Consider the following 20,226-nt stretch of genomic DNA (forward strand, 5'->3'; position numbering starts at 1 on the left):
GCACTGGAAACATATAATATTGGAGAGGGGTAAATGAACGTGCAAGTTCATGATGCATCGCGCATGTCTTTAAAAGCTGGCGTCGGATTGGCCGCGCTTATTCTCGCTTGGGCGCCGAGTGCGCTCTATGCGCAGTCGGGTTCGACATCTTCGACATCAACTTCACCCGAGGTGCAGGATTCCTCTGGAACGACTGCGGCCGGCATTGGTGACATCATCGTCACCGCTCAAAAGCGCGAGCAGAGCCTGAACGACGTTGGCATGTCGATTACGGCCTTGAAGCCCGACAGTCTGGCCGTTCGCGGCGTGCAGAGGCCCGAAGATCTCATCCGCGTCATCCCCAGCTTTACCGTGACGAAGCAGGAGTTCGACATCCCGAACTATACGCTGCGCGGCATCGGTTCCCAGAATTCGAGCCTGGCCGCATCGCCCACCGTCAGCATGTATGTGGATCAGGTTCCGCTGGCCTATCCGATCATGGCGCGCGGCGCGACGCTGGACTTGGCGCGCGTAGAGGTGCTGAAGGGTCCGCAAGGAACGATCTTCGGCCAGAACTCCACCGGCGGCCTGGTCAATTACATCGCCGCCCGGCCGACCAAGACGTTCAGCGCCGGCGCGAGCGCGAGCTATTCCCGCTTCGGCCTGTTCGAAGGCGACGGTTTCGTCAGCGGCCCCATCACCGATAAAGTACAGGCCCGCCTTGCGGTCGCGACGTCCCAGGGCGGCGCGTGGCAGGTCAGCGCCACCCGCCCCGACGATCGTCTGGGCAACCAGCGATTTTCCCGCGCGCGGCTAAGCCTGGACGCGCAGCCGAGCGAGGCGCTGCGCATTGCGTTCACCTTGAGTGGATGGACCGACCATGGCGACACCACCGCGCCGCAGGCGATTGACGACTTCCCCTCGACCAACGGCCAGTACGTCAATCCCCTCCTCGACATCTCCCGCAATCTCCAGAAGCTGCAACCCACCAATCCGCGCATCGCGGACTGGAATGATACCGGCCTGCTGCGGAGGAACGATTATTTCTTCCAGCCGGCGCTTCGGATCGATCTCGACCTGTCGTCGCAAGTCACGCTGACGTCGATCACCGAATATGCCCAGTTCAAGCGCAACAGCCTTCAGGATGGCGACGGTGTTGCCGCCGAAAACCAGGGTGGCCGTCTGATCGGGCATATATATGACTTCAATCAGGAACTTCGGCTCGGCGGAAAGGCGTTGGACAGCAAGCTGAACTGGTCCGTCGGCGGGAATTTCCAGCACTCGATCATCCAGGATGATATTCACTTCCAGCAGAATGCGGATGCGGGCGGCTTCCAGCTTCCGGGTCTCGGCGCCTTCATCTTCGGCCGTACCGAGGCCAATTCCCGCATCCGGACCCTGGCCGCCTTCGCGAATGGCGAATTCGCGCTGACCGACAGCCTCACCATCCTGGGCGGCGTCCGCTATACGGAAAGCCGGACCGCCTTCAAGAGCTGCACCGGGGATGAAGGACAGGGCGATCTCGCGGGGGTCGTGGGGAATCTTCAGGAAGCGCTCGGCGTGCCGCGCACGACCGTTCCCGGCCAGTGCATCCTGCTGCTCGATCACCCCGGCGTGTCTTCGTCCGAATATCTCACGACCGGCTATTATCGCGACACGCTCAAGGAACATAATCTGTCCTGGCGCGCCGGGATCAACTGGAAGCCGTTCCAGAACAAGACCCTTATCTATGCGAATGTGAGCCAAGGCTACAAGTCGGGCTCCTATTCCTTGCTGCCGGGTTTCGTGTCGAGCCAGCTCACCCCCGCCACGCAGGAAAAGCTGCTCGCCTATGAAGTCGGCGTCAAGGCGCCGATCGGCAGGCGCTTCCAGATCAACGGTTCCGCCTTCTATTACGATTATAGCGATCAGCAGGCCCATGCCAATGTGACGACGATCCTGGGCCAGCTTCAGAAGCTGGTGAATATCCCGCGGTCGCGCCTATGGGGTCTGGAACTGGAAGCGCAGGCCAATCCGTTCGACGGCCTGTCCATCAACGGCAGCGCGACTTATCTCAACTCCAGGATTCTCAAAAATCCGGACGGAACCGACTTCACGGTGCCGCCAGCCCGGCAACATGATCCCGATGCCTCGGTGCCGGTCACTGGCAGCAGCTTCCCGGTCACGCCCAAATATTCCGCCACCGCCGACATGCAATATGATTGGAAGCTCTCTTCGCAACTCGGCGCCTTCGTCGGCGGCGCGCTTACCTATCAGGGCCGGTCGCAGGCCAGCCTGATCCCGGCGGACCCGGGCAAGCCGGTCGACATCTCCCCCTCCGCCACCACCAGCTACAATGATCCCGTCTTCTCGCTTCGGCCTTATACGCTGATCGACCTGCGGGCGGGCATCAAATCCGAAAGCGGCGGCTGGACCCTGACGGCCTGGGGGCGCAACATCTTCAACACCTATTACACGCCTTCCATCTCGCGCGATTTCGACACGATCGTCCGCTATGCCGGGCAACCCGCCACCTATGGCGTGACTTTCGGCTGGAGGATGTAGAACGCCTCGCAAGAGGATCCTCCGCCCGGCGCCGATCGACCATAGGCAGAGTTGATCGGCGCCGTCCCCTTTCCTGCGCCATGTAGCGGGAAAGGGCGGCGTCTTCCCTCACTCCGCGCTTCGGACCGGCTTGGCGATGCGCTTGACGTCCGCTTCCGTGACGGGCTGGGGATAGGCGTTGCCGAAATGGGTCCGCACATAGGTAATGACCGCCGCCACCTGCGCGGGCGAGAGCATGTCGCTCATCGGCGGCATCGCGCCCTTGCCCTTCATCACGATCGTGATCGGATAGGCGGGATCGGCCAGCTTCTTGTCCTTCGCCAAAGCCGGAATGGCGCCGCCGCCGCTGCCCATGGCGTTGGGCATGTGGCAGGCGGCGCAAATCTGCTTGTAGATCTTCTCCCCGTCGACGGCCTTGTTCTTCGCCTGCACGCCGCCAGGCGTGTCGGCGTGGCCCGGCGCGGCCAGAAGGGCCAGGAGCGGCGGGATCAGGATCAGGGCCCGTCGCATCGTCATGCCGCCTGCGTCCGCTGGTGGATGCGGGCGATAGCGTCGAGGCCGGAGAGCAGCGATCCTTCCATCCAGCCACCATAATAGCTGGCATGCTCGCCCGCCAGCACCACGCGTCCGTCGATAGCGACCAGATTCTGGTAATGCGCCGTCCGGTTCTCCTCGCTCCAGCGCGAGGTGCAGCCCAATATCCAGGGCACGCGGCTCCACGGCACCGACACGCCGTTCAGAAACTCCTTGCGATATTGGGGATGGAAGATCTCGCCCTGCGCCAGCGCGGCCTCGATCCGCTCCTGCGGGGTCATGCCGGTCAGTTCGAAGGCCCCCGCATCGCGCGCGAAGGCGCCCAGCAGCACCGCCGGTCCCGGCGCGAAGAAGCGGTCATTGGGATAGGATAGCTGCGCAATCGGCTGGTCGGTGAAGCTGTGGCCGCCATAGATATTATCGTCCTCCTCCCAGAAGCGGCGCTTGAACTCCAGCCCCATTTTGAGCTGGCCCGCATAGGGCACCGCCTTCATCGCCGCCGCCAGCTTCGGGCCCACCTGCATCTCGACCTGGCTGATGATCGACAGCGGGATGGTGCACACGCACCAGTCGGCGCTGACGCTGCTCATCTTGCCGCTCGGCACGTCCTTGTAGCTGACGGTCACGCCCTTGCCGTTCTGGGCGACTTTCATAACCTTTGCATTATAGGTTATCAGCTTGCCGACTTTCGCAGCGAAGGCCTTGCCGATCATGTCCATGCCGCCCACCGGCTGGAACATCGTCGTCTGCATCACATAGTTGAAATAGAAGCTCATCGCCGTCCAGACCTGCGGGTCGAGCACGTCGCCCAGCTTCGCGATCTGGGAAGGCGTGGGCGCGCCGCCGACGCCACCGCCGGGCGGGCGGTCATAGCCGCGCTGGGCGGAGACGGCGACGCTGCTGGTATAGGCCATATTGCCGTCGAGCACGCCCCAGTGGCGGAGCGCCTCCAGCAGCTTCTCCTTGTCCTCCGCGCTCACGCTGCCGTCCAGCGCCTTGGCGTTCGCGGCCTTCGCCAGCAGTTCCGACGTGTGGCCCCGAAAGTCGGTCGCCACCGCCTTGTAGCGCTGCGGCGTGCCGCCAAAGGCTTCGCTCGAATGGATGAAGCCATTGTGATTGAGCTGGATGAAGGGCTCCAGCGCCACGCCGAACTGCCGGCAATAATGCAGCAGGCAATTATGGTGATGCGGGATGCGCCAGGGGCCGGGATTGATGTAATTGCCCGGCGCGAACTGCACCTTCTGCACGGTGCCGTCGCTTTCGGTGAAGCTATCGCCGCCGCGCAGCGTATAGTTGCGGCCGCCGGGACGGTCCTGGAACTCCAATAGCTTGACCTGATAACCGGCCTTTTCCAATTCATAGGCGGCGACCATACCGGCAAGGCCCGCGCCCAGCACGACGACCGACGCGCCCGGCTTCGCGCCGGAGAGGACGGGCGGTCCGTCGAACTGGGTTTCGGCGGCGTGGCCCAGCGCGGTCATCGCCTGGTACATGGCCGCCGTGCCGCCCACCTTGCCGATCAGGCCCAGGAGCTGGCGGCGGCTCGGCTGCGTGCTATTCTCCATAAATACCCCCTGTGCGCGGCGGCGGAAGGTTCAGTTGCCCTTGGCCGCGATCGCCTCGATCTCGATCAACTGTTGCGGCCGGGCGAGACCCGCAATCTGGAAGGCCGACCGCGTCGGCAGATTGGGCTGCTCCGCCGTGCCGAAATATTTCTTGTAGGCCCGGGTCATGCCGTCGCGGTCCATCTTCCCGCCCAGCTTGGGGTCTCCCACCAGGAAGACGGTCAGCTTGACGACATCGCCCATGGTGAGACCCATTTCCGCAAGCTGCGCTTTCATCTTGGTGAAGATCGACAAGGCCTGCGCCTCGGTATCGCCAAAGGCGTTCGGGCTTTCCATGTCCTTGGCATCGATGGGCGCCCCTGTCGCGCCGGACAGGAAATAGAGCGTGCTGCCGGGCGGAACCACGGCGGCGCTGGCGATCATCGCGCCGGGGGTCTGTTTATGCTCGACCGGCGCGGCATGGGCCGTCGATGACAAGGAAGCGGCGGCCATGATGCCGACAAGAGAAAGCCTGAACGCCGACGGATTTGCCATGAACGCCCCCAATCCCATATTGCTGATGTCTGTATCCGGGAGAACGAGGCGGGGAGGAAAATCCGCCATGCTTATGTTGCGATCTATTGCCCGCCGGAAATAAGTTCTCCGACGTCATAATATTTCCCATTGGCGATCACCTTCCTCACGTTGAAAGTGTTCGCGATATTCTCACGCGGATCGCCCGCCAGCAGGGTAATGTCCGCCAGCTTGCCAGCCTCCAATGTCCCCGCATCCAGATTGAGCGACTTGGCGGAATTGACCGTCGCCGTCTGCAAGGCCTGGAAGGGCGTCAGCCCCGCATCGACATAGGAGGCAAGCTCCGCATGCAGGTTGGTCGCGATCATCGTGTCGGTGCCCGCCGTGACCAGCGTACCCGCGTCGAACATCTTCTTCAGGCTTGTCAGGCTTCCCGCCATCATCGGCCGCAGCATGGCCGCCATCGGGTCGCTTTCCGTCACCGTCTTGCGCGCCCAGACCGGATAGAGGTTCAGGCGCGGATCGTCGCGATAGGACGGATTCTTCTCCAGATAGCTGACGAGCGCGCCGAAATTGGTGGGCGTCAAGGTCCGGCCGCTCCTGCCGAAAAGCTGGATGACATCCTCATAGGCCATGCCCATCGGACCCTGCTTGGGCGAATAGCCGCGGCGGCTGGTCGCGCCCAGATGCTCGGTCGCGTCAACGCCCGAATAGGCGGCGGGGAAGATTTCATGGCCCGTGACCGGCACGCCCATCTGGTGCGCGGCCTCCACGATGCGGCGCTGGTAGATGTCGGGCATGCGGACATAGCTTTTCAATATGTCATATTTCAGGATGCGGGCACGCTCGAGTTCCCGCTCCAGATGGGCCGGGCCGGAGACGGCGACGCCCATCTTGTAATAGACGCGCTGCCATTCAAACAGTGGACCGTTGACATAGAGGCGCGGACTGATGCGCACGCCCGCTTCGGCCGCCTCCCGGTCCTCTATCGCGTCATAGACCTGATTGCCGGGATCGCGCACGGTGGTGATGCCATAGGCCAGCCATGCGCGCTCCAGATTGGAGCCGAAATCCTTTTGCAGATGGGCATGATGCTCGATCAGGCCGGGAATGGCGGTCAGGCCGGTGCCGTCGACAAAATGCTCCGCCTGATGCAGCGCCGGATCATGATCGCGGATCGCGGCTATCCGGTTGCCCTCGATCACGATGTCCTTGTCATGCTGGGTCTCGTCATGGACGGAGTCGACCAGATTGCTGACATGAATCACCGTCCGCCCGGTGGGATTGGCGAGGCGGTAGGTAAGGTTGACCGGAACCTCCCGGATCACGCCGGTTTCGGTATCGATGGCCTTCAGCTTGTCGGAAGATTGATAGAGGATGGTGCGGCTATCCGCGGTCCAAGTCGGGAAATAGGAGATTTCGGAGGTATAGCTGCGCGGCGGCCCCATCGGCTTGCCGTCGGCGGCGACGGGCCAAATCTTCAGCAGGCCTTCATAGATCGCCGCCATCTTCGTGCCGTCCGGCGACCAAGCGGGACCGCCGCCGCCCCGCGTGTCGGTTCCGGCATTGGGCTGCGGGATCTGCCAGAAGGGCTCGCCCTTGCCATCGGCGGGGATCACATAAATCTGGTTGGTGCCCTCACGGAAGCTGTTCGAATATTTATAGGACAGCGCGATGGCGACATATTTGCCATCCGCCGACCAGGTGGGGCTGCCCGGCTGGCCGAGCGAGGCCTGAAGCCGCGTCACCTTCCCGCTGGCCACATCCACGACGCAGACGCCCGCGACGCCCCAGCGCCCGTCGACATCGAGGAAGGCGATGCGGCCGCCGTCATGCGACCAGGCGGCGCCCAAAGGCTGGGTGTCGATATTGGTGAGCTTGCGGTCCTTGCCGCTCTTGAGGTCGCGTATCCAGAGTTGCGGCAGACCGCCGCCCTTGTCGGAGGTGTAGACGATGCTTTGCCCGTCAGGCGACCATGCGGGATCGGCATCCAGCGCGGCGTCCTTGGTCAGATTTTCGGGCATCCCGCCCTTGGAGGATAGGAGGTAGAGATCGCCCAGCGCCACGAAGGCGATGCGACTGCCGTCGGGCGAGATGGCAGGATGGACGATGCCCAACGCCTTGCGGGGCGCGGTGGAATCCCAGTCGCGTTTCGCCCGCGCATAGCTGGGCTTCACCACCTCCAGCGTGGCGGCAAAATCGACGGTGGAGAGGCGTCCGCCGCTACGCCGCCTGATCTTGCCGTCCGAGACATAATAATAGCCGCCCTTCCCCCAGCTTATGCGGAAGGGAAAGACATTTTCGGTTCCGCTGACGGCCTTTCCGTCCAGTTCCAGATGACTGCCCTTGGCGTTCTGCACCACATAGGCCAGTTCGCCGCCGGGGCCGAAGGAGGGCGCGTCGACCTTCCCCTCGACCTGCTTGAGCAGGCTTTCCTGCCCATCGGCCAAAGTGACCGCATAGAGCGCCGTCTTGCTGCCCTCTATCCCGGCATAGGCGATCCTTGCGCCGTCGGGCGACCAGTTCGGTATCCGGTCCTCGCGCCCATTGCTGCTGATCTGCTTCACCGCCCCGCTGGCCACATCCAGCGTCCAGATGTCGTAATTGCCGCTGCGGTCGGAGGAAAAGGCGATGGTCTTGCCGTCCGGCGACCAGGCCGGTTCGCGATCATCCCACGCGCCTTCCGTCAGCTTGCGCATGTCGCTACCGTCCGGTTTGATCGTCCAGAGGTCATAGCCGCCGTCGCGATAGGCGAAATAGGCGAGCCGCGACCCGTCGGGCGACCAGACCGGCTGGCGCGCATCGTTGAAATAGTCGGTGATGCGCTTCGCCTGTCCGCCCTTGGCCGGGATGATCCAGAGGCTTCCCTGAAGGTCCACCGCCAGCCATTTGCCGTCGGGGGAGACGGACACGGCCATGGAGGTGCCCTCATGCACGTCGAAGGTGACGGGCTTTTCCCCACCCGGCGGGGGCAGATTGGCGGGCTGGGCATAGGCCTGCACGGCGCAGGCCGACAGCAGGGCGATGGAAAACAGCTTCAGCGGAGACTTCATGTACGCGCCCTCTTACCAACCAAAGACATAGCGTTCGCGGCGCACATCCGCCCCGCCGCGCAGGGTGCCGCTGCCGGGCACGACGCCCGCAGCGACGATGCCGGTGGAGACGGCGAAAGGCCCCAGCACGTCGAGCTTGTGCCCGCGCGCGGCCAGATCGTCGCGCACCGCCTGCGGCACGCGATTTTCGATCTCCAGCACGCCCGGCTCATCCTTCTTGATCGCGAAGGAGGCGTGGAAATGGTTGCTGTTGATGCGTGGCGCCTCGATCGCGGCCTGGAGCGGCTGGTCGAAGGCCAGCACGCGCAGCAGCACGTTCATGATCTGCTGGTCCTGATTGTCGCCGCCGGGCGTGCCGATGGCCAGATAAGGCGCACCGTCCTTCAGCACCATGGAGGGGGAGAGCGTCGTGCGCGGCCGCTTGCCCGGCACCAGCACATTGGGGCTTTCCGGATCGAGATCGAAGACGGTGAGCCGGTTGCTCATCGGCACGCCGGTATCGCCCGCAATATAGGCGCCGCCCAGCAGCCAGCCCGAACTGGGCGTGGCGCTGAACAGATTGCCGTCCTTGTCGACCACTTCGATGGCGGTGGTGTCGGCGGTCGGGCGCGGCGGGGCCTTCAGCATATGGGGAGTGAAGGCGGGCGTGGTGCGCGCCTTGCCTTCGAACGCCCACGGATCGCCATAGCGATGCTCCATCGATGCTTTCGGCCCGATCTGCTTCGCCCGCTCGGCGGCATAGGCCTTGGACAGCAGGCCCTGCATCGGCACGGTCGCGAAATCCGGGTCTCCGAAAAAGGCGTTGCGGTCGTCGAAGGCGAGCTTGATCGATTCCGCGACGATGTGGAGATAGGGGGCGGACCCCGGCTCCATCGACGCGATGCCCGCAGCCTCCGCGATGTTGAGCGCCATCAGCATGGCCGGGCCCTGGCTCCAGAAGCCGCCCTTGTAGACTTCATAACCAAAGACGCTGGTCATCGTCGGGGTTTCGACCTTGCCCTTATAGGCGGCGAGGTCTTCATAGCGCATCAGGCCGCCGTCGCGCTCCATCGCCGCGCCGATCCGCCGGGCGATGTCGCCCTTGTAGAAGGCATCACGCCCCGCCTGGATCGCGGCCTTGCGGTTCTTCGTCTTCTTATAGGCGGCCCGGTCCGCTTCCGCGATGGTGCGGATAGTCCTCGCCAGATTGGGCTGGCGGAAGATTTCGCCCACTTTCGGCAATGCCCCACCCGGATAATAGGTGTCATAGGCATCCTTCCACTTGGACGTCGCTTTCTTCTGGCTGACGAAGACTTCGGCCAGGAAATTATACATGACGAAACCGTCGGCCAGCTCGATGGCGGGTTGCAGCACCTGATCCAGCGTCATCGTGCCATTGAGCTGCAACGCCAGCGCCATGGCGTCGACCATGGCGGGCACCGTGCCGCCATTGGGGCCATTGCCGGGAATGACGCCCGCCTTGGCGAACTTGTCCGGCGTGGCGAGCATGGGCGCGACGCCCTGCCCGTTCACCAGTGAGACCTTCTTTGCCTTCGCGTCATAGATGATGGTCGGCGCTTCGCCGCCAAAGCCGAAATGCGAAATCTCCGTCACGGCCGCCGCGAACACCGCCGCGACGCCTGCGTCCGTGGCGTTTCCACCCGCCATCAATATGCGCGTCCCCGCCGCCACCGCATAATGGCGCCCGGCGGCGACGATGCCGAAATTGCCGACAATCTCCGGCCGCAGCGTTTCGCCGGCGCTGACCAGCCGGGTCGGTTCCAGCGGCGCCTTGGCCGTGGAGGCCGCCTCTTGCGCCGAAGCAGGCGCCCCGGCCTGGGCCAGAACGGCGCCCCCAACAGCCAATGCCGCGAAGTCGCGACGGCTCAATCCCTGCTTTGCGCTCTCGCTCATGAATGAAGATCCCCCTTAATCGGCATAGTCGGAGCTATCCGAGGGAAAGGACGCGCCTGCCTTGCCGGTCTTCCTCCCTGTAACGAGGTCGGTCCCTATTTCCACTATGCTTCAGAAAATTTCACGGAATTTAAAAAATATTCATCCCAGCATGGCGGAAATTATGATCTCATCAGTTCTACTATGTTGAACGGGCGCGGAAGTGGGCGCTTCGTCCGTCAATGCATGCTGCCAGCGTGGGGCTGGAAGCAAAAAGCCCATGCGGGGGATGGTGCCGGAACTCCAGTTATCGGGGGATCCGCGAATGCACAGTCTGGGCAAATTCCCGTTTTCCAAGAATAATAGCCTGTCGTGCACCGGATTCATCGGCGCGCACCTGCCCGATAGCTGAACCGCGCAAAGCCCTTTCGCCGGAGGGATCGACGACAGGGCTTCATCACAGGGGAACAGCAAGATGAGGGTGAGAAGAAACAGTATTTCGACGCTGGCGGGAGCCAGCCTTTGGGCTTTGACGGCAGGCGCCCTCCACGCGCAGACAGCGGCCGACACCGCTCCGCAGAGCGAGGCTGACAAGGGCGCCGAAATCGTCGTCATCGGCTCCCAGATCAGGGGCGCGAACACGACCGGCACCCTGCCCGTCAGCGTCGTGGGCGAACAGCAGATCGAGGCGGTGGCCGCGGTTTCCGGCGCCGATCTCTTCCGGTCCATCCCGCAATTGGGCGGCGTGACCTTCAACGAACAGGTGCTGGGCGGCGGCAACGCCAATGCCGCGCGCGGCGACGTTTCCACCGTATCGCTGCGCGGTCTGGGCCAGGGCAACACGCTGCTGCTGATCAACGGCCGCCGCACCGTGCTCCACCCGACGTCGCAGGCCATTACCGGCGTCATCGATTCCGGCGTTCCAACCTTCGGCTATAATGCCAACACCGTCCCGGTCGGCAATATCGCGCGCGTGGAAGTGCTGCGCGACGGCGCGGCGGCCCTCTATGGTTCGGACGCAGTCGCCGGCGTCGTCAACAATGTCCTCAATTCCGATTTCAACGGCGCGAAATTCGACGCGCAATATGGCGGGGCCGAAGGCACCAATCTTCGTGAATTCACCGTCAACGGCCTGATCGGCAAGGATTTCAGCGAAGGACGCGGCAACATTACGCTGTTCGCGGGCTATGCGCAAAAATCCAAGCTCTATCTCAGCGATCAGGATTATACCGCCAATGTCGACCGCCGCGGCTATGTCGTGGGCACGCCCTTCGCCAATGTCGCGGCGTTCAACGGCACCAGCACCAGCACGCCATGGGGCACGTTCCGCGCGCTCAGCCCCGCTGCGAACGGCACTTTCCTGAACCGCACCATCACCAGCAATGGCGTCGCTTTCACCAACAGTTCCAGCCAGTTCCACATTCAACCCAGCGCCAACAGCGGGTGCCGGATCGCTTCGGGCACGCCGGGAACCTGCTATGACGACGGCAACGGCGCGACGGAAATGGCGACCGTCGATACCAATCTGCGCTTCAATTCGCCGGCGACATTCGACGAGCTGACCACTCAGCCCTCGGTCAAGCGCATCAACCTGTTCGCCAACGCCCATTATGACCTGACCGACGAGTTGACCATCTATGGCGAAGCGGGTTTCTATCGCGGCAAGACGGAAGCGATCATCGGCGCACCCGGCTCGCTCGCGAACATTCCGATCACCGTCGCCGCCAATGCCTATTGGAACCCGCTCGGTCCGGTCGGCTCGCCCAATCGGCTGCCCGGCCTGAGCACGGCCGTGGTTTCGGCCACTGGCCTGCCGATCCAGATCACCTCTTTGAGCTATGTCGACGTCGGATCGCGCAAAGTCGATGTCACCAATTACCAATATCGCTTCCTGGGCGGCCTGAAGGGCAATATCGGGGACTGGGACTGGGATACGGCCGGTCTCTATACCTGGGCGACCGCCGCGGATACGCAGGAAAACTTCTCCAATACTTTGCTGCAGGCCGCGATCAACCGCACCACGCCCGACGCCTATAATCCGTTCAACGGCGGCTGCGTGGATGCGCCATCCATCGGGGATTGCACGCCGAACAATGCGGCGACCATCGACAGCTTCCGCATCAAGGCGACCCGCAAGACGCGCACATCGCTGGCCCTGTGGGATTTCAAGATTTCCAACGCCCATCTGCTGGGCCTGTGGGCGGACAACAGCATCGGCATCGCGGCAGGCATCGAATATCGCCGCGAAACCTATCATGACAATCGTTCGACCTATCAGGGCGGCATCAGGGGGGTCGACACCACCTATACCGACGCCGTCACGGGCATTTTCTACGGCTCCGACCTAGGCGGCGCCAGCCCCAGCCCCGACGTCCGCGGCAAGCGCAATGTGAAGTCGGCCTATGCCGAACTCGCCATCCCGATCTTCAGCCCGGACATGGAAATCCCCTTCTTCCGCAGCCTCGATTTCCAGATCGCCGGGCGTTACGAAGATTATAGCGACGTCGGATCGGTGGCGAAGCCCAAGATCGCGGGAAGCTGGGAACTGCTTCAGGGCCTGCGCCTGCGCGGTTCCTGGTCGCAGGGTTTCCGCGCCCCGAACCTGGAGGTCATCAACACCTCCACGCTGGACCGCGTGAATACCGGCGTCGACTATGTGCTGTGCGAAGCGGACCTGCGCGCCGGGCGCATCGCCAATTTCTCCCAGTGCAACCGCAGCATCTCCGTCCTACGGCGCAGCGGCGGCAATCCGAACCTGAAGCCGGAGGAATCCCAGAGCTGGAGCTTCGGCGCGGTCTTCTCCCCGCAACTGGGCGATGGCTGGGGCAAGGTGACGTTCACCGTCGACCGCTGGAAGATCAAGCAGAAGAATGTGGTCGGTCTGCTCGACTATCAGAACGGCCTCAACCTCGACTATCTGCGGCGCGTGCAGGGCAGTAGCAACCCCAATGTCGTGCGCCGCGATCCGACCGCGGATGACGTCGCGCTGGTGGCGGGAACCGGCCTCGCCCCGGTGGGCGAGCTGCTCTATGTCGTCGCCAATTTCGAGAATCTGCTGCCGGTTACGGTGCAGGGCATCGACTTCAACCTCGACTATCTGCTGCCGACCGCATCGATCGGTACCTTCTCGCTCAACGTCAACGCATCGCGCCTGATCAGCTATTATGTCGACGCCCCGGCCGGGGTGACGGCGGTGATCGACGGCCGCTCGGCGGGCCTGGTTAATGCGGGCGTGCCGATCCAGGGCGGCGGCGATGTCGTCGGTCGCGACGGCCAGCCGCGCTGGCGCATCGCGGCGACGCTGGACTGGACTTTGGGACCGGTGAAGATCGGCGCCTATACCCAGTTCATCGACAGCGTGTATGAAAATGCGGTGCGCGACGCGGCGACCAATCCCTGGATCGTGAAGGGTCAGACTACCGTCAATCTCTACGCCCAATATACGTTCAAAAATGGCGGGCCGCTCAACAACACCAGCTTCCAGATCGGTGCGCGCAATATCTTCGACAAGGACCCGCCATTGTCATCGGGCGGCTATCTGTCGAACCTCTATCAGCCGCAGGCGCGCTATTGGTACACCAGCATCAAGAAATCCTTCTGATGCCGCAATATGGGGCGCCCTGATTGGGGCGCTCCATTTTTTCGCTCTACCAGGATTGAAAGTTCCTCCATGACCGCTCCCGATCAGCCCCAGCGCTCGGAAGCGCTCGACCGTCGCGAATTGCTCGCCGCCAGCCTTGCGGGGCTGACGCTTGCCAGCCTTCCTTCCGTAGCCCGCGCCCAATCGGGCGCCCGCGCTCCCGATGCGCCGCGTTCGGGCGGCGCAAGCGTCGCGGCGCACCGCGTCGAGGTGCCGATGCCGCATGGCGGCGTCACCGCCGGTCATCCGCTCGCCGCCATGGCGGGCACGCGCATGCTGATGCAGGGCGGCAGCGCCGCCGATGCGGTGGTCGCCGCCATGGCGGTGATGAACGTCGTCGAACCCTGGGCATCGAGCGTGGGCGGCAACGGCTTCGCGACCTGCCTCGACCGCAAGGCGGGGAAGGTCCATTCGCTCGCCTTCACTGGCGGCGCGCCCCGACTGCTCGATCCGCAGGTCGATCCCAAATTGCTCGACCATGGTCCCAAGGCGCTGACCGTGCCGGGCGCTTTCGGCGGCTGGATCGCGCTCGCCCGGCGGTTCGGCAGGCTGCCGCTCGCCACATTGCTGGAACCGGCGATCGGCTATGCCCGCGACGGCCATCCATTGGACCCCTCCATCGCCCTGTTCATCGCCCGAGCGCAAAAGACGCTCGCGCTTTATCCCACCAGCGCCGCCCTGTTCCTGCCGGGCGGACAGCCGCCCGCGCCCCGCTCCATCTTCCGCAATCCCGGCCTCGCCCGCACCCTTCAGGCACTGGCCGATGCCGAGAGCATGGCGCTGAAAGGCGGCGCTGACCGCGACAGCGCCCTGCAAGCCGCCTATGACCATTTCTACACCGGCCCGATCGCACAGGAATTCGCCCGCTTTTCCACCGAGGTCGGCGGCTGGCTGCGCCTCGACGACCTTAAAGCCTATCGGCCGCGCTGGAGCGATCCGGTCAACACCAGCTATCGCGGCCTCGACGTCTATAGCAGCCCGCTGACCTCCCGCACCGGCCTTGAACTGTGCGAGCAGCTCAATCTGGTCGAAGGCTTCGACCTGGCCGCCCTGCCCGCCGACGGGCCGCAATTCACCCATTTGCTGATCGAGGCGATCAAGGTCGCCAAGGCCGATGTCTATCGCTATGCGGCGGACCCCCGTTTCGCGCAAACGCCGGTCGAGGGGCTGCTTTCCAAACGCTTCGCGGCGGAGCGGCGCAGGCTGATCGATCCGGCCAGGGCAGGACTTTATCCAGAGGGCGGCAATGCGGCGGCTTTCGATCATGCCGCGCTGGAACAGGCCCGGCTGCGTTTCGCGGCGCGGGGCGAAGACCGCACGCGCGGCGGCGACACCACCAGCCTGCCCGCCGTCGACGCGGACGGCAACGCCATTGCCGTCACGACCACGGTCGGCGGCGGCTTCGGCACTTTCCTGGTGATGGGCAATACGGGCATCCTCTTCAACAACGGCCTGCGACTGGGATCGACCGCACCCTATGACGGCCATCCCAACAAGGTCGCTCCCGGCAAGGTCGCGCTGCTCGGCAACGGCCCCACCATTGTCCTCGACAAGGGCCGCCTGCACCTGGTGTTCGGATCGCCCGGCGGGGAGACGATCGGCCAGACGCAATTCCAGTTTCTGGTGAATGTCGTCGATCGCGGCATGCCGATCCAGGCGGCGATCGAAGCGCCCCGCTTCGCGCTGGATGCCGATCCGAATTTCTACAAGCCCGGCGCGGCCATTACCGTGCAGGCGGAGGGGCGCTTTGCCGATCCGGTGCTGCAAGGCCTGACCGCCATGGGCCACCAGATCGAGAAAGTCGGCCCCTATGCCATAGGCAGCGTGCAGGGCATATTGGTCGACCCGTCGGGCGCGCGCATGGGCGGGGCCGACCCCCGCCGCATGGGCTATGCTATGGGCTATTGAAGCATCTCAATCCTTCTGATCGGCATAGGCCTTGACCAGCCCATAGAGGAATTTCCGCCCCTCCATCACCGACCGCACGCGGATGCGTTCGTTCAGGCCATGGACGCCATTGCCGTCGGGATCGCGGAACAGCCCACTCACCCCATAGGTCGGGATGCCCGCCGCGTTCATCGTCACCGCGTCGGTCGCGCCCGTCGCCATATGCGGCACCACCGGCACGCCGGGCCAGACCAGCGCCGACATCTTGATCGCCGGGCCCAGCACCTTGTCCGTCACCGGCGCGGGATTGGCCGGACGATAGCCTCGCGATGCCGTCACCTTGACCTCCGGATCGTCGACGACCTTGGTGAGCGTCGCCAATATCTCATCCGTGGTGACGCCCGGAATGACCCGGCAATTGACCGTCGCCGTGGCCCGCTGCGGCAGTGCATTGGCGGCGTGCCCAGCCGACAGCAAGGTCGCCACGCAAGTGGTGCGAAGCATCGAATGATAGCTGGGCGATGTGTTGAGCAGATCGCTGGCCGCCTTGTCCTCCGGATTGGCGACGATCGCGGTCATGGCCGCGCCTTCCGCGCCGCCGACCACCTTGGCCATTTTGGTGAAATAGCCGCGATTGGCGTCGATGAACTGCACCGGGAAATCATAGCGGCTCAGCCGGTCCAGCGCCCGCGCCAGGCTGTAGATCGCATTGTCCGGGCGCGGCAGCGACGAATGGCCGCCGGGATTGGTCGCCTCCAGCGCGAACTGCATCACCAATTTCTGCGCGGCCTGGAATGTCTGGTCGATCCGGTTGCCCTTCTCGTCCAGCTCACCATAGCCGCCTTCATTGAGCGCGATGCTCGCGTCGACCAGCTCCTTCTGATTGTCCACCAGCCATTTGGCGCCGTTCAGGTAAAGCCCCTCCTCCCCGCAGGTCAGCGCCATCTTGACGGTGCGCAGAGGGCGGTATTTCTCGGCCTGGAAGCGCAACAGAGTATCGATCCAGATGGCGTCCTGCGCCTTCATGTCAGCAACGCCCCGGCCGTAATAATAGCCGTCCTCCTCGATGAAGGCATAGGGATCGCGGGTCCAGTCGGCGCGGCGGGCATTGACCACGTCGATATGCCCCAGCATCAGCACGGCCTTCAGCCTCGGGTTGCGCCCCGGATAGACGGCGACCAGCGCGCCCGCCTTGGGGTGCCCCTCCGGCACGAAGAGATGCAGATTTTGCTCCGGGAAACCCGCCGCCTTCATCCGCGCCGCGACCTTTTCCGTGACGGCGGTGCAATTGCCGGTATCGAAGCTGCTGTCGGTCTCCACCATCTCCTTCAGCAAGGCGCGGAAGGACGCCTCGTCCGGCGGCGCGGCATGGGACGGGGAAGCAGCCAGGTTGGAAGTCATGACCACCATCATCGCGGCGGCACGCATCAGCACGGATCGGCTCATCTGATTTCCCCTGTCATCAAACCCACATGGTCAAACGCAGAACGACCGTCTTTCCACGCCCGCGATGCATATCTTCGCGCAAATAAGTGGTTCCGGCCTTTCGAGCGAAGCATCTTTGCCACAGCGCCGATTTTTCCGCCTGCCCATATCGTCTATTTCTAAATATGCATTGACATGCACTTTTTAGCGCTCTAGCCAAATATGCATCACCGTATATATTTGAATAATAATCACCATCAGGATAGGAGATATGATGAGGCTGCCCGTCGCTTCCGCCATGTGCATCAGCGTGAGTTTGCTGGCGTTGACCGCCCCGGCCATGGCCCAGGATGCTCCCCAGACGGGCGGTGCGGAGGCTCAGGGCGAAGGCCCGGCCAGCACGGGCGACATCATCGTCACCGGGTCGCGCATCGTCCGGGACGGCTATACCGCCCCCACCCCCGTGACGGTCGCCACAACCGAGGATCTGGTGAAGGCGACGCCGACCAACGTCCCCGACGCGCTCAACAAGCTGCCGCAATTCCAGAACAGCTCCAGCCCTTCGCGCAGCTCGCATAATTTCGCCAACAGCGCGAGCCATGGCAACGTCCTCAACCTGCGCGGCGTGGGCGGCAACCGCACGCTGATCCTGTTCGACGGCATGCGCGTGCCGCCGACAACCTATGTCGGCACGGTCGACACCAATGTCATTCCCAACGCTTTGCTTCAGCGCGTCGACATCGTGACCGCGGGCGCATCCGCCGCCTACGGGTCGGACGCGGTGGCGGGCGTGGTCAATTTCGTCCTCAACCGCAAATTCACCGGTCTGACCGGCAGCATCCAGGGCGGCGTGTCGCAGCGTGGCGACAACGGCAATCAGCGCATCAGCCTGGCCGGCGGCATGGACCTGTTCGGCGGGCGCGGCCATCTGCTGCTGTCGGGCGAATATTATAATAATGACGGCATGCTGCGGTCGGACCGCAAGGGCGGCAATTCCAATTACGTCTATGTCGGCAGCGTTCCCGGCAGCGCGGCTGCCCCAGGCTCGAACGCCAATCCTCGCGTGCTTCAGGACAATATCCACCTGATCTTCGCCAGCGACAACGGCAAGATATTGGATGGTCCCTTCGCAAATTATCAGATCAACGGCGACGGCACGATCCGGCCCTTCAATAATGGCACGACGACAGGCACGGCCGCGTTCAATATTGGCGGCGACGGCTTCGTTATCCCGTCGGACGTTCACGCCGTCGCGCCGCTGCGCACTTATCAGACCTTCGGCCGTTTCAGCTATGATGTGACCGACGACATCAATTTCTTCGTGCAGGGCAATTTCACCCGCAGCGAACTCAATTATATCAGCCAGTCCAACGCCTGGGTCGGCACGCAAAATGCGCCGGTCTTCCAGGGCAACCCCTTCATCCCCGCGCAGATCGAAGCGGCGCTGACGCCCGGCCAGCAGTTCAACATCGGCAAATATTCGGGCGACAGCTCGAAGAAGCCGTTCACCAACGAACGCACCGATTTCTGGATGGCGACGGCCGGCCTTGAAGGCAATCTGGGCGACAGTTGGAAATGGTCGGTCAACTATACCCATGGCGATTCCAAGCACAGCGTCGACCAGCATGGCCTGTACGACTATCAAAAGGCCTATGCCGCGCTGGACGCGGTGCGCGACACCAACGGCAATATCGTCTGCCGCCCGACTCTGAGCGCCGATCCCGTCGTCCGGGCGCGCTTCGCCGGATGCCAGCCGCTCAACATCTTCCTGACCGGCGACGCCTATACCAACCAGCCGGGCTATGATTATGCGACCGGCACCATGTCCTATGATGCGCGGATCAAGCATGACGCCGCCGCATTGCAATTCCAGGGTTCGCCCTTCAGCCTGCCGGGCGGGCCGGTCGACATCGTGGTCGGCGGCGAATGGCGCAAGCAGTCGCTGGACCTCACCAGCAACAGCGACCCCTCGCTGCTCGACACCGCCGCCGAACGCAGCGAATATTTCGCGGGCCTGCGTGGCGTATCCTCGACCTCGCTCTTCTACTGGCTGACCAATGTCGGTCAGGCGCAGGGCAGCGTGACGGTCAAGGAAGCCTTTGGCGAAATCAACCTGCCGATCGTCAAGGACATGCCGTTCCTCAACTCGCTGGAACTGAACGGCGCGGGCCGCATCACCGACTACAGCACCTCCGGCCAGGTCGAGACGTGGAAGGTCGGCCTCACCTGGAAGCCGGTGCAGGACATATTGCTGCGCGGCACCATCTCCCGCGACATCCGCGCGCCCACCCTGTTCGACCTTTATGCGGGCGACCAGAGCGGCATCGGCCTGCTGACCGATCCGGTATCGGGCCAGACCGGCAACGTCTCCACCGTGTCGGGCGGCAACCGCCTGCTCGAACCGGAAAAGGCGAAGACCAAGACCTTCGGCTTCGTGTTGACGCCCAGCTTCCTGCCCGGCTTCAGCCTGTCGGCGGACTATTTCGACCTGAAGATCGAAGGGGCGATCGGCACGCTCAACACCGGGCAGATCGTACAGAACTGCGTCGCCAACGCGGCGGCGCCCGAATGCGCGCTCATCACACGGCCAACGCCGACCGCCTTCCCCAGCCTGATCCGCGTCGCGGCGGCCAATATCGCCAAGCTGGAAACGGCGGGCGTCGACATTGACGCCAGCTATACGACGCGGCTGGGCAACGGCAATTTCAGCGCCCGCGCCTATGTGAGCTGGCTCGACAAATATGTGACTCAGCAGAGCGCGGCAGTGGCCGCCTATGACTCGGCGGGTTACGGCATCAACAACGGCCCGATCGCCCGGCCGAAATGGCGGGGCACGCTGAACCTCAATTATGTGAGCGACGGCGGCCTCACCATCTTCGTTTCGGAACAATATACCGGGCCGGTGAAGGTCGGTTCGCGCGAACCGAACAATAATTATTCCGGGGCGAAGGCGCCTTCGGTCTGGTACACCGACCTCACCATCAGCCAGAAGATAGAGGGCTGGGGCGGCAGTCTGGAGCCTTTCATCACGATCAACAATCTGTTCGATCGCGATCCGCCGCTGATCGCCGCCGATATTCCGGGCGTGAACCTGCCGACGATCATTTCCACTTATGACACGGTGGGACGGGCGTTCACCGCCGGGGTGCGGTTCAAATTCTGATATGAAAGCCGGGCGGCGATCCAACAGGTCGCCGCCCTTTTTCCGGGAGAG

At 63.6% G+C, this 20,226-nt stretch carries 10 protein-coding genes; 4 read left to right on the top strand and 6 right to left on the bottom strand.

The window, feature by feature from the left end:
* Positions 1–63 precede the first annotated feature (63 nt).
* Positions 64–2,523 (top strand): TonB-dependent receptor, encoded by a 2,460-nt coding sequence (locus tag HUK72_RS17170; RefSeq protein ID WP_176598028.1) that lies wholly within the window; start codon positions 64–66, stop codon positions 2,521–2,523.
* 108 nt (positions 2,524–2,631) lie between these two features.
* Here the strand turns inward: HUK72_RS17170 and HUK72_RS17175 are convergent, their stop codons facing one another.
* From HUK72_RS17175 to HUK72_RS17195, 5 genes are all read right to left on the bottom strand, one after another.
* Positions 2,632–3,033 (bottom strand): cytochrome c, encoded by a 402-nt coding sequence (locus HUK72_RS17175; RefSeq protein ID WP_255325841.1) that lies wholly within the window; start codon positions 3,031–3,033, stop codon positions 2,632–2,634.
* 2 nt (positions 3,034–3,035) lie between these two features.
* Positions 3,036–4,622: a flavin monoamine oxidase family protein gene (locus HUK72_RS17180; RefSeq protein WP_176598030.1), complete on the bottom strand. Its 1,587-nt coding sequence runs from the start codon at positions 4,620–4,622 to the stop codon at positions 3,036–3,038.
* Between the two features lie 30 nt (positions 4,623–4,652).
* Positions 4,653–5,156, bottom strand: coding sequence for a RidA family protein (locus HUK72_RS17185; protein ID WP_176598031.1), 504 nt, complete (start codon positions 5,154–5,156; stop codon positions 4,653–4,655).
* An 83-nt stretch (positions 5,157–5,239) separates the two neighbouring features.
* Positions 5,240–8,188 carry an amidohydrolase family protein gene (locus HUK72_RS17190; protein ID WP_176598032.1) on the bottom strand — a complete coding sequence of 983 codons (2,949 nt, stop codon included), beginning with the start codon at positions 8,186–8,188 and terminating at the stop codon, positions 5,240–5,242.
* Positions 8,189–8,200: 12 nt separating this feature from the next.
* The gene (locus tag HUK72_RS17195) at positions 8,201–10,081 is read right to left on the bottom strand and encodes a gamma-glutamyltransferase family protein (RefSeq protein WP_176598033.1); all 1,881 of its coding nucleotides are present in this window, start codon (positions 10,079–10,081) and stop codon (positions 8,201–8,203) included.
* Positions 10,082–10,535: 454 nt separating this feature from the next.
* On the opposite strand from HUK72_RS17195, the gene HUK72_RS17200 reads away from it, so the two are divergent.
* Together HUK72_RS17200 and HUK72_RS17205 are read left to right on the top strand one after the other, a co-directional pair.
* Positions 10,536–13,661, top strand: a complete 3,126-nt coding sequence (locus HUK72_RS17200) for a TonB-dependent receptor domain-containing protein (RefSeq protein ID WP_255325842.1) — start codon at positions 10,536–10,538, stop codon at positions 13,659–13,661.
* Between the two features lie 69 nt (positions 13,662–13,730).
* Positions 13,731–15,608, top strand: coding sequence for a gamma-glutamyltransferase family protein (locus tag HUK72_RS17205; RefSeq protein WP_176598034.1), 1,878 nt, complete (start codon positions 13,731–13,733; stop codon positions 15,606–15,608).
* Positions 15,609–15,614: 6 nt separating this feature from the next.
* Here the strand turns inward: HUK72_RS17205 and HUK72_RS17210 are convergent, their stop codons facing one another.
* The gene (locus HUK72_RS17210; protein ID WP_176598035.1) at positions 15,615–17,033 is read right to left on the bottom strand and encodes a M20/M25/M40 family metallo-hydrolase; all 1,419 of its coding nucleotides are present in this window, start codon (positions 17,031–17,033) and stop codon (positions 15,615–15,617) included.
* Between the two features lie 250 nt (positions 17,034–17,283).
* Here HUK72_RS17210 and HUK72_RS17215 point away from each other — a divergent pair, with 250 nt between their 5' ends.
* Positions 17,284–20,175, top strand: coding sequence for a TonB-dependent receptor domain-containing protein (locus HUK72_RS17215; protein ID WP_176598036.1), 2,892 nt, complete (start codon positions 17,284–17,286; stop codon positions 20,173–20,175).
* The last annotated feature ends 51 nt before the right edge of the window (positions 20,176–20,226 follow it).

This window comes from Sphingobium sp. 15-1 (genome assembly GCF_013375535.1).
GTDB classification, from domain to species: domain Bacteria; phylum Pseudomonadota; class Alphaproteobacteria; order Sphingomonadales; family Sphingomonadaceae; genus Sphingobium; species Sphingobium aromaticivastans.

What these genes read in the sequence shown, in the direction of transcription:
- HUK72_RS17175 (WP_255325841.1), bottom strand. Translation starts at nt 3,033, where the DNA reads ATGCGACGGGCCCTGATCCTGATCCCGCCGCTCCTGGCCCTTCTGGCC.
- HUK72_RS17185 (WP_176598031.1), bottom strand. Translation starts at nt 5,156, where the DNA reads ATGGCAAATCCGTCGGCGTTCAGGCTTTCTCTTGTCGGCATCATGGCC.
- HUK72_RS17170 (WP_176598028.1), top strand. Translation starts at nt 64, where the DNA reads ATGTCTTTAAAAGCTGGCGTCGGATTGGCCGCGCTTATTCTCGCTTGG.
- HUK72_RS17210 (WP_176598035.1), bottom strand. Translation starts at nt 17,033, where the DNA reads ATGAGCCGATCCGTGCTGATGCGTGCCGCCGCGATGATGGTGGTCATG.
- HUK72_RS17195 (WP_176598033.1), bottom strand. Translation starts at nt 10,081, where the DNA reads ATGAGCGAGAGCGCAAAGCAGGGATTGAGCCGTCGCGACTTCGCGGCA.
- HUK72_RS17215 (WP_176598036.1), top strand. Translation starts at nt 17,284, where the DNA reads ATGATGAGGCTGCCCGTCGCTTCCGCCATGTGCATCAGCGTGAGTTTG.
- HUK72_RS17180 (WP_176598030.1), bottom strand. Translation starts at nt 4,622, where the DNA reads ATGGAGAATAGCACGCAGCCGAGCCGCCGCCAGCTCCTGGGCCTGATC.
- HUK72_RS17190 (WP_176598032.1), bottom strand. Translation starts at nt 8,188, where the DNA reads ATGAAGTCTCCGCTGAAGCTGTTTTCCATCGCCCTGCTGTCGGCCTGC.
- HUK72_RS17200 (WP_255325842.1), top strand. Translation starts at nt 10,536, where the DNA reads ATGAGGGTGAGAAGAAACAGTATTTCGACGCTGGCGGGAGCCAGCCTT.
- HUK72_RS17205 (WP_176598034.1), top strand. Translation starts at nt 13,731, where the DNA reads ATGACCGCTCCCGATCAGCCCCAGCGCTCGGAAGCGCTCGACCGTCGC.